The 12,663-nt window shown below is 45.8% G+C and carries 12 protein-coding genes; 6 read left to right on the top strand and 6 right to left on the bottom strand.

The annotated features are described in order from the left end of the window. The first annotated feature begins 45 nt into the window (after nt 1-45). Complete coding sequence (locus EZE20_RS04295) at nt 46-1,380, top strand: NAD(P)/FAD-dependent oxidoreductase (RefSeq protein WP_132114842.1); 1,335 nt, start codon at nt 46-48, stop codon at nt 1,378-1,380. 54 nt (nt 1,381-1,434) lie between these two features. Continuing rightward, nucleotides 1,435-2,979 (top strand): 4Fe-4S binding protein, encoded by a 1,545-nt coding sequence (locus EZE20_RS04290; RefSeq protein WP_132114840.1) that lies wholly within the window; start codon nt 1,435-1,437, stop codon nt 2,977-2,979. Between the two features lie 186 nt (nt 2,980-3,165). On the opposite strand, the gene EZE20_RS04285 is transcribed toward EZE20_RS04290, so the two are convergent. From EZE20_RS04285 to EZE20_RS04275, 3 genes are all read right to left on the bottom strand, one after another. Further along, nucleotides 3,166-3,549, bottom strand: a complete 384-nt coding sequence (locus tag EZE20_RS04285; RefSeq protein ID WP_132114838.1) for a hypothetical protein — start codon at nt 3,547-3,549, stop codon at nt 3,166-3,168. A 157-nt stretch (nt 3,550-3,706) separates the two neighbouring features. Further along, nucleotides 3,707-4,408: a DsbA family protein gene (locus EZE20_RS04280; RefSeq protein WP_132114836.1), complete on the bottom strand. Its 702-nt coding sequence runs from the start codon at nt 4,406-4,408 to the stop codon at nt 3,707-3,709. Between the two features lie 15 nt (nt 4,409-4,423). After that, the gene (locus tag EZE20_RS04275; RefSeq protein ID WP_132114834.1) at nt 4,424-5,374 is read right to left on the bottom strand and encodes a manganese catalase family protein; all 951 of its coding nucleotides are present in this window, start codon (nt 5,372-5,374) and stop codon (nt 4,424-4,426) included. 603 nt (nt 5,375-5,977) lie between these two features. Between EZE20_RS04275 and EZE20_RS04270 the strand changes: the two genes are divergently transcribed. Further along, entirely contained in the window at nt 5,978-6,658 is a 681-nt protein-coding gene (locus tag EZE20_RS04270; RefSeq protein WP_132114832.1) for a type 1 glutamine amidotransferase domain-containing protein, read from the top strand. Between the two features lie 3 nt (nt 6,659-6,661). Here EZE20_RS04270 and EZE20_RS04265 read toward each other — a convergent pair whose 3' ends face one another. Together EZE20_RS04265 and rfbC are read right to left on the bottom strand one after the other, a co-directional pair. Further along, nucleotides 6,662-7,426 (bottom strand): tyrosine-protein phosphatase, encoded by a 765-nt coding sequence (locus EZE20_RS04265; protein WP_132114830.1) that lies wholly within the window; start codon nt 7,424-7,426, stop codon nt 6,662-6,664. Between the two features lie 142 nt (nt 7,427-7,568). Next, nucleotides 7,569-8,114: a dTDP-4-dehydrorhamnose 3,5-epimerase gene (gene rfbC, locus EZE20_RS04260; protein WP_132114828.1), complete on the bottom strand. Its 546-nt coding sequence runs from the start codon at nt 8,112-8,114 to the stop codon at nt 7,569-7,571. Nucleotides 8,115-8,226: 112 nt separating this feature from the next. Here rfbC and pyrF point away from each other — a divergent pair, with 112 nt between their 5' ends. The 3 genes from pyrF to EZE20_RS04245 all read left to right on the top strand — a co-directional run bounded on the left by pyrF (nt 8,227) and on the right by EZE20_RS04245 (nt 11,032). After that, the gene (gene pyrF / locus EZE20_RS04255; protein WP_132114826.1) at nt 8,227-9,054 is read left to right on the top strand and encodes an orotidine-5'-phosphate decarboxylase; all 828 of its coding nucleotides are present in this window, start codon (nt 8,227-8,229) and stop codon (nt 9,052-9,054) included. 66 nt (nt 9,055-9,120) lie between these two features. Then, nucleotides 9,121-10,350 carry a diaminopimelate decarboxylase gene (gene lysA / locus EZE20_RS04250; protein ID WP_132114824.1) on the top strand — a complete coding sequence of 410 codons (1,230 nt, stop codon included), beginning with the start codon at nt 9,121-9,123 and terminating at the stop codon, nt 10,348-10,350. Between the two features lie 4 nt (nt 10,351-10,354). Continuing rightward, complete coding sequence (locus tag EZE20_RS04245; protein ID WP_132114822.1) at nt 10,355-11,032, top strand: pseudouridine synthase; 678 nt, start codon at nt 10,355-10,357, stop codon at nt 11,030-11,032. 10 nt (nt 11,033-11,042) lie between these two features. On the opposite strand, the gene EZE20_RS04240 is transcribed toward EZE20_RS04245, so the two are convergent. Continuing rightward, nucleotides 11,043-12,473, bottom strand: a complete 1,431-nt coding sequence (locus EZE20_RS04240) for a circularly permuted type 2 ATP-grasp protein (RefSeq protein ID WP_132114820.1) — start codon at nt 12,471-12,473, stop codon at nt 11,043-11,045. Nucleotides 12,474-12,663 lie beyond the last annotated feature (190 nt).

The following is a 12,663-nucleotide window of genomic DNA, read 5'->3' as shown; positions in this document are numbered from 1 at the left end:
TATGTACTAAAAAAACCCGACTCGAATCTTCACGGAATCCGTCTCATGAAACATATAGTCATTCTCGGCAATGGCATTAGCGGTATTACCGCCGCGCGCCACATCCGCAAGCATAGTGATTTCCGAATCACGGTTATTTCGGGCGAAACCGAACACTTTTTTTCCCGAACCGCCCTCATGTATATCTACATGGGCCACATGAAATACCAGCATACCAAACCTTACGAGGATTTTTTCTGGGCAAAAAACCGGATTGAATTGAAAAAAGCGTGGGTAAAAACCATTGATTTTGACACAAAAACCCTGCATTTCGAGACACCCGAAACCATGCAGTACGATCAATTGATTTTGGCCGTTGGATCATCAATCAATCGCTTTGGCTGGCCGGGACAGGAACTTGCCGGCGTGCAGGGCCTGTATAGCTATCAGGATCTGGAATTGATGGAAGCAAACACCGCCGCCGTGACGTCCGCAGTAATTGTAGGTGGCGGACTCATCGGAATTGAAATGGCCGAAATGCTGCTGACCCGAAACATTCCCGTGACGTTTCTGGTACGGGAAAAAAGCTACTGGAACAATGTGTTACCCGAAGAAGAATCAGCTTTGATTGGGCGACATATTGAAGAACATGGCGTGAAACTTCGACTTTCAACTGAATTGGCTGAAATTATTCCGGATGAAAACGGCCGGGTAAAAGCCATAAAGACCACAACTAACGAACAAATTGAATGTCAGTTTGTGGGCCTCGCAGTTGGTGTTCATCCCAACCTGTCGTTGCTGAAAGACACAAAACTGGAAACGGACCGGGGAATTTTGGTTAATGAATTTCTGGAAACGAATCTGCCCGATGTGTACGCAATCGGCGATTGCGTGCAGCACCGAACGCCTCAACAGGACCGCAAATCAGTGGAGCAAATATGGTACACAGGAAGGATTATGGGCGAAACCGTAGCCCGTACAATCTGTGGCGAACGAACGGCCTATCAGCCCGGTGTATTTTTTAATTCCGCCAAATTTTTTGCCATTGAGTACCAAACCTACGGACAGGTTCCAGCCCGATTGCCGGAAGAGTGCGACACATTTTATTGGGAAAATAAAGAAAAACAGGTGGCTCTTCGTTTAAATTTTAGAAAAGATAATCAGGCACTTACGGGCGTAAACGGTTTTGGAATCCGATTGCGTCATGAGGTATTTGACCGCTGGATTAAGGAAAAAAAACCAATTCAACAGGTGCTCGCTCAGCTACATGAAGCGCATTTTGATCCAGAATTTTTTCGGCGCTATGAACCCGAAATTGTGGCTGATTACAACGAAAAACACCCGACGACGCCCATCACGCAGGTGCGTCAGCCAAACTTTTGGGAAAAACTCTTCTCCTGAAATTTACAGCCTTCTATCAGCAGATTCATCCATTTATTTTTTACCAGAAAATTTATGCAAACGATACAAAAAATTGGACTTGGGCTATTTCTGACTGGTTTTGCGGTCTGGATTGTGACGCTTAGCCTGGGGCAATTTGTGCTTACGGAAAATGCCCTGAAAGAAAACCTGAAACCGGAGCATTATGAACTGATTCGGCCACGAGTGCAGAACATAATCGGGCAAACTTACTCCACGGCTTTTGGTTTTGGCAACGCCTTTCGGGCCGAAGTAGAAACGCTGAATGAGGAATTTAGATCGGCCCAAAAATACGATCAGGTTATCTACGATAATTATTCGCTGCCCGTTGCCAAGGCCTCCTCACAGGGAACGATCATTCAACAAACGGGTTTGTGGTTTTGGCTGAGCTTTGGTTTGGCTATTTTGGGAGCTTTTCTGTACATTTTACCCAATCGACGCAAGCATCCCGGCATCAAAAACGATCATATTTATCACAGCCCGGCCACCTCGCGCGGCTGGATTGGCATAGTTCTCGGGTCATTTTTAATTCTATTTTACATCGCGCTGTACTTCTATCCCGAATACGTCGTCAACTGGATCATCCTCGTCGATCCGCTGAGTCAGGCACTTAGCGGCAATCCGGCTTCGCAGTGGTTTCTATATGGGTTTTTATATACATTGGCCGTTGTCATTATGGGCATCCGAATGTTGATAAAATACCGTCATTCGCCTTACCAAATGCTCCGCTCGTTGTCGGTGATGTTTTTCCAGACTTCCTTTGCCTTTCTGATTCCAGAAATACTAATCCGCCTGAATCAGCCCTACTACGATTTCAAAAATATCTGGCCGCTCGACTACGATTTTTTCTTTGAATTTAATCTAAACACGCTCATCAGTAACGGCACTTTGGGTTTGTTTATGCTTGGGTGGGGCATTGCCCTGATCGTGATTGCGGTTCCGATTTTCTCCTATTTTTTTGGGAAACGCTGGTATTGTTCCTGGGTTTGCGGCTGCGGCGGCCTGGCCGAAACGCTCGGCGATCCGTATCGTCAGCTCTCCGACAAATCATTAAAATCCTGGAAAATAGAACGTTACATGGTACACGGCGTATTGGTATTTGCGATAGTGATGACGGCTTTTGTGCTGTATACGTACTTTACCGGACAGTCCAACGTTGGGCCAATCGATAGTTACACCGTACGCTCGGCCTACGGATTTTGGATCGGAGCGTTGTTTTCGGGTGTTGTCGGCACAGGCTTTTACCCGCTGATGGGCAATCGGGTGTGGTGCCGCTTTGGGTGTCCGTTAGCGGCGTATCTTGGTCTTGTTCAGCGATTTAAATCTCGCTTTCGGATTACAACCAATGGCGGTCAATGTATTTCCTGCGGCAACTGCTCTACTTATTGTGAAATGGGTATTGATGTGCGGTGGTACGCGCAGCGCGGACAGGATATTGTTCGTTCGTCCTGTGTAGGGTGCGGGATTTGCTCCTCAGTTTGCCCAAGAGGTGTACTCAACCTTGAAAATGCCGATCCGAATTCCCGCGTTATGATTGCACCCGAATTGATGACAGGAAATGAAATGCCGAAAATTGGATAGTTTGATTAGGAAACTTGTGGAATCAAATTTTTGTAGAAAAAAAGCTACATAATTTTACACAATTTACTTAATAGAAAAAAGGCGATGTATTTTCATAAACTGAGAATACATCGCCTTTTTTTGCTGAAACTGAAAATCATGGTTGATCAAATGATCTATATTATTAAGACTTTCAGATTGCTTTTCCTAGTCTGAAAATATAATCTGTTCATCCCGCTGATCTACCTTTATCTGCCGGATAAAGCTATCGTATCCCTGCTCTCCATCATGATTGCTGTATAAACCGTACATATCAAGGCTATACCCGACTGACTGATCTTTGGCTTCAATAATGTACAGAATCGACGAATCTGCCGGATCCGATTCTCCTTCAAACCGGTACACCTTGATAATTGTAAGATCTTCGGGCTGATAGTTTTTCCCCTTTCCCAGAGTAAATCCCTCGGCAGTCCATTTCCATTCATTATCCAGTTTTTTGATTCGTAGTTGTTCCAAAACACTCGACAACGTGGTCATGTACGTTGGGCGCTCAGCTGAACGGCCCGGATGATGATTTGTGGTTGATTCCATATGAATTGACAGTTAGTTGATGGTTACAACAGACATTAGACATAGCCTTCTGCCTGTTCTGAAACTCATTGTTTTTACCTCCTCATTTAGGATTGTGGAACAATGTCTGCTCTTTTTAGAAATAGACTAAAACCGTGCCTGAGTAATCACCATTTTTTCAGGAGGCCGACTGACATTCAGGTGCCATTTGAAAAAAAGCTTCGATCAAAACTTCAAAGGGCCGATAGCCGGTAATCATCACACCGGGCCTGCCGGGACGGGTCATCGTCAGAGTGGGGAAACGACCAATTTGATGTAATTTAACCTGCTGCAAATCGGTGCGAAAGGCGGCAAGACTCGCAGGTGAATTATACTCTTCCACAAACAATTCATAGTTAAGTATCGAATTTCGGACAGAAAGCTGCCGGGCAATTCTGCTTATATTTTCGGTTTTAGCAATATTAATTCCCCGCATCATAACCGACTCCTGAAGCACACTAAACAAAGCTTTGCCTGCAAGTATCGATTGCATCCCGGCGGTTTTCACGGCCAAACATGCCGGATACGAAGATTCGGGCGGGTCTTCCATCCAAATATCTTCATAAATCGGTTGTCCGCTGATTTGCTGCGCCTGCATCCACATCGGAGCCATTTGGGCAGGTTTGCTGACCATATTGAGCGGATCAGAATAGTGTGTCCAATTGGGTATCATACCTCCCATACAATATTCCCATTCAAAAATGGATTCATAGTGTACACAAAATTTTTTCCAATTGGCCTCAAAGGCCCAACACCAGCAGCACAGCGGATCGGCGTAAAAAACAATACGTACTTTATCTGAGTGCTTTTCCGCTGTGCTAGTATTAACTGGTTTGTTCATGACTTATCAATTTTCCTAATGGACTCCATTTGATTTAACGTAGGTGCTCCACTCCATATCCTCGGTTGGTGTGGCCTTTTTTACTTCCTGACTACGCAACTCGCTCAGTTCCTGATTCATCTTTTCCACGGAACTGTCCGTACGGGGTGTACCTTCAGGTTCAATAGAAGTGAGGCCGCTTGTCTGCATCACATACGACAGCGGATCTTCTATGTATTGCCAGGTTTCGCCCAACTGCGTACTTTTCCCTTCGTTCCACGGCCCACGAGCTTCGGCCCCACTCGATAAGTTGTAATACGTATTGCTGTGCCGCGGATCACTTTGCAGAATACCCGGCGGGAAGTTCGGTTTAATGGTTTCCAAAGCTGCCTCAAACATCTGGAAGTGAGCTACTTCACGAGTCATCAAAAAGCGCAGAGTATCTTTCACATACGGATCGTCCGTAAATTTCATGAGGTACTCGTACACAATTTTTGCGCGCGACTCTGCCGCAATATTTGAGCGCAAATCAACTGTGAGATCACCGTTGGCAGTTACGTACGTAGCCGACCATGGATTTCCGTTGCTGTCCGTCAAGGTGGGTGTGCCACCGGAAAGTACCCCAAACTGCGGATTTACCATCGCTTCGTGGATGAAACCTTCGCGTGCGGCAGATCCATCCAAAAGCTGCATAATCTCCGATTCCTCGGCTGCATTTTTCAGCTCGCCATTGACCCCGCTGAGCAACATTTGAATGGTTGCTCCCACGATTTCCAGGTGGCTAAATTCTTCCGTGGCAATATCCATTAATAAATCGTACTTATCCGGATACGGATTTTTGCAGCCAAAAGCCTGCACAAAATACTGCATAGCAGCTTTCAACTCGCCATTACTGCCGCCAAACTGTTCGAGCAACAAACGGGCAAATTTCGGATCGGGCTTCGACACCCGGGCATTATACTGTAAGTCCTTTACGTGATAAAACATAAGGTATTTGGTTTAGAGTGAACAATAGAATTCCTGCAAGCCATTTTCGCAACCTGTTCTTTATCAAATCCTTTTTTTGAATTTGAAGAACTGGACAAAGGGCTAATTTTTAAGCAAAGCCGAAAAAAATTTGAACGTTAGACTTTATACGTCCCAGATTCCTGTCAAACTTTTCCAGAAATAAACGGAGACAGAATAGCTATTCTTAACTCTTCTGTTCGCTAAGAATCAAAACTAAAAAACGTGTTCCCGTGTATTTTTAGCAGACTAAGGCGTTTTTAATTGGGATATACAACCCGTAGGGGTTAAATTTTCCGGGAATCAATTCTACAAAATCAAAAAGTGGTGACTTTCTTGTGGCATTCTATGTTTCAGTTATTTATATCGTGGTGAACTTCCACTAATTCTCCACAGGCGGACTTTCAAAATGCAACTAGCATACTCCTGTTCTTATTCTGAATGCATGAAAAATTGGTAAATGAATACTTCCTATGGCAGATATGTAGTCCATGAAAAGCGCGCCAATCCGTTTGAGGTTTTGTTCCAAAGCATAATCTCCTTAATTTTCGCAAAAGCCGCAACAACACCCTTTTCCCAAAAACCATGAAAGCACTGATCGTTTGTACCAATCATGATACGTTCCCGACCAAAACGCAAAAAACCGGGCTTTGGCTCAGCGAGGTAACACACTTTTATCACGTGCTGAACAAACGTAAAATTCAGATGGATTTTGTGAGCCCGCTCGGAGGACTCATTCCAATTGACGAGCGAAGTATGGATCTGAAAGACGACGTAAACCGGCTTTACTACGAAATTCCTGATTTTCGTAGTAAACTGGAAAATTCCCTCAAACCTACAGACGTACACGCCGATGACTACCGCCTGATCTACTTTGCGGGTGGTCACGGAGCCATGTGGGACTTTCCAGACAATAGTGAATTACAAAAAATTACTCGAAATATCTACGAAAAAGGCGGCATGGTAGCCGCTGCCTGCCACGGCGTGAGTGGCCTGTTGAATGTGAAACTTTCAGATGGAAGCCTGTTAATTCAGGATAAGTACCTGACGGGTTTTTCAAACATGGAAGAAAAACTTGTGAGCCTTGTGACGGAAGTTCCCTTTTACCTCGAAGACCGATTGCGGGAAAATGGTGCGCATTTTACCAAAAGCATGATTCCTTTTATTCAATATATCGAAGTGGACGAACGACTGATTACGGGGCAAAATCCTAATTCGGCAGGAAAGGTTGCCCGCAAAGTCATGGAAGAAATGTTTGAAAAATAATCTCTACCTGAGCGTATTATTCAGCAGTCCACTCTCAGTTAAAAGCAAAAAGTAAGGCTCGCGGGCGGCTTCCCGCAAAAGACTCAACTCACTGACCCGGTGGAGATTAGTTCCTAAAAAAGAAACCATGCGGTATTCAATGAGTCGCTCGGCCAATTGCCGGGTAACAAGATTGCTTTGGGCATGCAGCGAATCCCAGTTGAGTTGAAACAAAAGTCCGGCGCGAAAAAGCTCAATAGCCCGCTCAAAGCTATTTTGCAGGTAGTTATATTTTTCAGGATGCGCCAGAACAGGCGTTATGGATCGGCGATTCAGAGCCTCCACAAGTGCCATCAACTCGTCAGGTTCCTGAGACCGCTCCGTTTCGAGCAGTAAAAACGGGCGCTGACCCGGAGCGCCTATCGTGAGCAAAGGTTGTTTTTGTTGTACCAGTTCCAGCAATTCAGGATTTACATAATATTCCGCTGCGGCTTCAATTTTTAGGGGAATTTTTTGAAGGATCAATTCCTTTTCCAGCATCGTTTTCATCCCAAATACCTTCTCAACGCTATTGTCATAGTAGCCTTTCATGACGTGTGGCGTAGCAATTACCTTGGAAAAACCTGCTTTTACTAATTCTTTGGCAAGCTGTATGCTGCACTGCATAGAATCCGAGCCATCATCCAGGCCGGGCAATATATGAGAATGTACGTCTACGCGAATGCCCGCAGAAAACGTTTTGGGAAAAGGCTGAATTTCGGCAGGACGTTTTAAAAATGGAATAGTCATGAACCAGTTGAGTTTGACTATTCCATTTACAAGTAGTATGCCAATTTTTAATGAAGCTTTGCTTTTGCGGACAAAAAGTGAAATTTATGTAAATGAAATTCGACTTATTTACATAAAGCCCAACCAATTACTACATCTTAAATTAATGCGTCTGTTTTGAAAACAATGCCTTAAAGGATTCCAATTGCCAGTCTTTTTCGGAAACAATCGGATTTTCTATGCCCCAGTCTATTGCCAGTTCGGGGTCATTCCAGATAATGCCCGACTCGGCTGCTTTGTTGTAGACATTTGTGCATTTGTAACTAAAAACAGAATCTTCCAGAGCTGCAAATCCATGGGCAAATCCTTCGGGGATGTAGGCCATGTTGTTACGGACAGCGTCAAGTTCGAAGATTTCGTAGGTCCCGAAGGTTGGAGAATCGGGCCGAATATCTACGGCTACATCAAGTACCCGCCCCACAATAACCCGAACGAGTTTTCCCTGAGCAAAAGGTGCATTTTGAAAGTGTAACCCACGCAGAACACCTTTGGTAGAAAATGATTGGTTATCCTGCACAAAATGCACTGGCAATCCCGCTTTTTCAAATGCATCCTTATTGAAGGACTCAAAAAACGCTCCCCGTTCATCTTCAAAAACGCGGGGGAAAATTTCAACTAAACCTTTGATGGACGTTTCTCGAATCTGCATATGTCGTAAGTGATGTAAAGTTGTATCCGGGGTTTGACGATCTCTATTCTTCCCGCAAATTTATGAATCTATTGTTAGAGGTTGTAATTTCGGCCCAATATTTCACAGACTGATGACTCACGAGGAACTTTTTTTTCAAATCACCCACAAAAAATCCTACCTCTGCGTAGGGTTGGATACCGACATTCGCAAAATCCCCGAACACCTCCTGAATGAGGAAGATCCGGTTTTTGCGTTTAACAAGGCGATTATTGACGCTACATCTGATTATTGCGTGGCCTATAAACCCAACCTTGCCTTTTATGAAGCGCAGGGTGTGGCGGGCTGGGAAAGTCTGCGCAAAACGCTGGCCTACATTCCTAAAACGCATTTTACCATTGCCGACGCCAAGCGGGGCGACATCGGCAACACCTCCGGACTGTATGCCCGTACTTTTTTTGACCCGGCAGCCTCCGGCCTTGATTTTGATTCGGTTACCGTAGCCCCCTATATGGGAAGCGACTCAGTGTTGCCTTTTCTGGATTATTCCAATAAATGGGTTATTCTGCTGGCTTTGACTTCTAACACAGGAGGCAGCGATTTTCAGCGATTGGTAGTGGATGACAAGCCACTGTACGAACACGTGCTGACCACCTCGCAGCAATGGGCCGGCCCCGACCGCATGATGTACGTAGTGGGCGCCACGCAGGCTGATGCGCTTTCGCACATTCGAACGCTTGTACCCAATCATTTTCTGCTTGTTCCGGGCGTAGGTGCGCAGGGCGGGAGTTTGGAAGAGGTGTCTCGCTACGGGATGAATGCCCGTTGTGGCCTTTTGGTCAATTCGTCGCGAGGGATTTTGTATGCCGGAAATGGTCAGGATTTTGCCCAAAAAGCCCGGGTAGAGGCACATGCCATTCAGCAGGAGATGGAAAAATATCTGGAACTTTATTTGAAATAAAGAGCCTCTTTTATTTAATCCGGTTTGTATTTTTTTAATAATTTAGCTTAACTAATATCCAACTTCATGTCTTTTCCCAGGCAACTAACTTCTGTTCAGTCTATTTCTCTTTCTGAGTTGTGCCAGCAGTACGGTACTCCGCTTTATGTGTATGATGGCGAGATAATTCGTCGGCAAGTTGCCCGGTTGCAGGAGGCATTTTCGGGCCTGGACATGCATATCAAATATGCCTGCAAAGCCAATACCAACCTGGCCATCATGCGGCTTTTGCGTAGCCTCGGCGTCGGCGTTGACGTAGTTTCTATGGGCGAACTGCACATGGCTGCTCAGGCAGGCTACGGGCCCGGCGAAATTACTTTCACTCCCAGCGGCGTGCCTTTTGAAGAAGTAAAAGAGGCCGTTGAGGCCGGAGCCGTTGTAAATGTGGATAGCCTGGCACTTTTGGAATGGTTTGGTGAAACCTATGGCTCCGAAAAACCCTGCCTGATTCGCCTGAAACCCAACGTAGCCGCTGGCGGAAATATTAAAATCATGACTGGTCACCGCGATTCCAAGTTTGGTATTTCGGTAGATTTACTGGATAAAATTCTGGAAATAGTCGAGCGCTACTCGCTCAAAATCATCGGCTTGCATCAGCATACGGGTTCAGACATAAAAGAAGCATCCGCTTTTCTCCAAGCGTCAGAAGTAATTTTTGAAGCCGCACGTCATTTCCCCGATCTGCAAATTATTGATTTGGGCGGAGGTTTTAAGGTGGCTTATAAACCCGACGATGAGGTAACGGATATGGCGCACCTGGGCGCTGAAATTTCCAAAGGCTTTCAGAAATTTTGTCAATCCTATGGCCGGAACCTGCAACTTTGGTTTGAGCCCGGTAAGTTTCTGGTGAGCGAAAGCGGGTACCTGCTTGTACAGGCGACAGTAGTAAAAGAAGATCCCGCCCGAACATTTGTGCATGTCGATTCTGGTCTTAACCACCTCATCCGGCCCATGATGTACGGTTCGTACCACCATATTCTGAATGTTTCTAATCCGGAAGGAAATCCTTCTACTTATAACGTAGTGGGTTATATCTGCGAAACCGACACTTTTGCCACCGACCGAACGATGCCTGAGGTTCGTCCCGGCGATCTTTTGGCTTTTCTGAATGCCGGAGCCTACGGTTTCACGATGAGTTCCAACTACAACGCCCGATTCCGTCCGGCAGAAGTGTTGATTGATCAGGAAAAAGCCGCGCTCATTCGTCGGCGCGAAACCATGGACGACTTGCTGCGGTCACAGCTTGATTTGGCCTGACCGCATGCTGCCCATACTTTTTCAGGATGAGCATTTGGTTGCCATCAACAAACCTCATGGTTTGCTGGTACACCGCTCGCCGTTGGCTGCCGATGCCTCCGAATTTGCCGTACAGCTGCTTCGGGATCAGTTGGGCAGAAAAGTATTTCCCGTCCATCGACTGGACCGCAAAACGAGTGGCATTTTGCTTTTTGCCTTAGACGAAACCACAAACGTACGCATGCAGCGACAGTTTGCCGAAGGCTCAATCGACAAAAAGTACCTTGCCATTGTGAGGGGATATACGGAGGATACGTTTGAAATAGATTACCCGCTGACGCGGGAAGATGGCGCTACGCAGGAGGCCTTTACAGCCGCACGTACACTTGGCCGCACCGAAATTCCGGTGGCATTTGGCAAGCATCCAACTTCTCGCTATTCTCTTGTGGAGCTTTCTCCCACAACGGGTCGAATGCATCAGCTGCGGAGACACATGGCGCATGTGTTTCATCCCATTATTGGCGACCGCCCGCACGGCTGCAACAAGCAGAATCGGTTTTTTAAGGAACATTTTAATCATACAACCATGCTCCTGCATGCGGCTGAGTTGCAGGTTATACATCCGGAAACAAAAACAGCGGTGCACGTACGTGCACCGCTGTCTGCTGATTTTGAGCGTATTAAAAAGCTTTTGGATCTTTAAATTCTGATTTTCAGTACAACACCCACGTATCTTTTCCACCTCCACCCTGCGACGAATTTACCACGAGCGAACCCTTCCGTAGAGCTACCCGCGTAAGTCCGCCCGGAATTACGTGCACTTCATCTCCATACAAAATATACGGCCGCAAATCTACGTGCCGCCCTTCGGCGTGTTCGTCGATCATGCAGGGTACACGGGATAGTGAAATGGTTGGTTGAGCAATATAATTCCGGGGATTTTCCCGGATTTTCTGCCGAAACAATTCATGCTCTTCCGCAGTAGCTTTGGGACCAATGAGCATGCCATAGCCACCGGCTTCGTTGGCTTCTTTTACAACTAGTTGTTCAATATTGGCCAACACATAATCCATATCTTCCTGTTCACGGCAGATATAAGTTTTTACATTAGGAATAATGGCTTCTTCCTTCAAATAGTACTCAATGATGCGCGGTACGTAGGCATAAATTACCTTATCGTCGGCGACACCGGTACCGGGTGCATTGGCAAGCGCCACTTTTCCATTTTTGAATACCTCAAATATCCCCGGAATACCCAAAAGCGAATCAGGATTAAACACGTCGGGATCAAGAAACGTATCGTCGAGTCGGCGGTATATCACGTCCACGATTTCAAAACCCTTGGTTGTCCGCATCTTTACGTAGCCATCAGAAATGACCAAATCGCGCGCATCCACGAGCTCTACGCCCATTTGCTGAGCAAGGTACGAATGTTCAAAATAGGCCGAATTGTAAATACCCGGCGTGAGTACGGCTACCGTGGGATTGGGGCGATCGCTGAGGTATTGGAGCATTTGAAGCAGACGTGTGGGATAATCCGACACGGGCCGAACGCCCGTACGCGCCAACACATCCGGGATAATCTGCTTGGATAACTCCCGATTTTCGAGCATGTATGAAACTCCCGACGGGCAGCGAAGATTATCTTCCAACACCAGAAAAGTACCTTCATCATCCCGAATCAGGTCCGTACCGGTGATATGGCACCAAATACCTTTGGGAGGCGTAATGCCCATGCAGGCGGGCAAAAAGCATTTGCTTGATTCGATCAGGTCGCGCGGCACCACGCCATCATTCAGGATTTTCTGATCATTATAGACATCGTTAATAAACATATTCAATGCCTTGATGCGTTGTTTGAGACCTTTTTCCAGCAATTCCCACTCGGGACCGGGCAGTACACGCGGGATAATATCAATCGGCATCGTACGCTCGGTTCCTTCTCCTTCTGAATATACATTAAATGTAATGCCCATCGAAAGCATGGAACGCTCGGCGGCCTGCTGCCGACTTGTAAGATCCTGAGGAGTGAGGGTTTCAAATTTATTTTTTAAATGGTCATAGCCGGGTCTGACGCTTCCTTCGGGACTGAACATTTCATCATAAAATTTTTCCGAATCATAATTAGCAAATGAAAAATTCATATAAGTCAAAATAAGGTTTGGTAGTTATGCATAATTGACCAAACAATTTATAGCAAGACTTTGGTATTACCAAATTTACTATCTCTCCAAAAATAGGATCTTTGGTTCGTGCTACTTGTTATTAATAATATATTATTTCCCACCTAAATCTCGTTTCCATTTAAAATCCAACGCTACTGTCTCCTACCGA

Origin of the sequence: Arundinibacter roseus (genome assembly GCF_004348825.1) — a bacterium.
GTDB lineage: Bacteria > Bacteroidota > Bacteroidia > Cytophagales > Spirosomataceae > Arundinibacter > Arundinibacter roseus.
Note: the sequence above shows the minus strand (reverse complement) of the source record. Positions and strands in the feature narration are given on the sequence as shown.

What these genes read in the sequence shown, in the direction of transcription:
- EZE20_RS04295 (WP_132114842.1), top strand. Translation starts at nt 46, where the DNA reads ATGAAACATATAGTCATTCTCGGCAATGGCATTAGCGGTATTACCGCC.
- EZE20_RS04290 (WP_132114840.1), top strand. Translation starts at nt 1,435, where the DNA reads ATGCAAACGATACAAAAAATTGGACTTGGGCTATTTCTGACTGGTTTT.
- EZE20_RS04285 (WP_132114838.1), bottom strand. Translation starts at nt 3,549, where the DNA reads ATGGAATCAACCACAAATCATCATCCGGGCCGTTCAGCTGAGCGCCCA.
- EZE20_RS04280 (WP_132114836.1), bottom strand. Translation starts at nt 4,408, where the DNA reads ATGAACAAACCAGTTAATACTAGCACAGCGGAAAAGCACTCAGATAAA.
- EZE20_RS04275 (WP_132114834.1), bottom strand. Translation starts at nt 5,374, where the DNA reads ATGTTTTATCACGTAAAGGACTTACAGTATAATGCCCGGGTGTCGAAG.
- EZE20_RS04270 (WP_132114832.1), top strand. Translation starts at nt 5,978, where the DNA reads ATGAAAGCACTGATCGTTTGTACCAATCATGATACGTTCCCGACCAAA.
- EZE20_RS04265 (WP_132114830.1), bottom strand. Translation starts at nt 7,426, where the DNA reads ATGACTATTCCATTTTTAAAACGTCCTGCCGAAATTCAGCCTTTTCCC.
- rfbC (WP_132114828.1), bottom strand. Translation starts at nt 8,114, where the DNA reads ATGCAGATTCGAGAAACGTCCATCAAAGGTTTAGTTGAAATTTTCCCC.
- pyrF (WP_132114826.1), top strand. Translation starts at nt 8,227, where the DNA reads ATGACTCACGAGGAACTTTTTTTTCAAATCACCCACAAAAAATCCTAC.
- lysA (WP_132114824.1), top strand. Translation starts at nt 9,121, where the DNA reads ATGTCTTTTCCCAGGCAACTAACTTCTGTTCAGTCTATTTCTCTTTCT.
- EZE20_RS04245 (WP_132114822.1), top strand. Translation starts at nt 10,355, where the DNA reads ATGCTGCCCATACTTTTTCAGGATGAGCATTTGGTTGCCATCAACAAA.
- EZE20_RS04240 (WP_132114820.1), bottom strand. Translation starts at nt 12,473, where the DNA reads ATGAATTTTTCATTTGCTAATTATGATTCGGAAAAATTTTATGATGAA.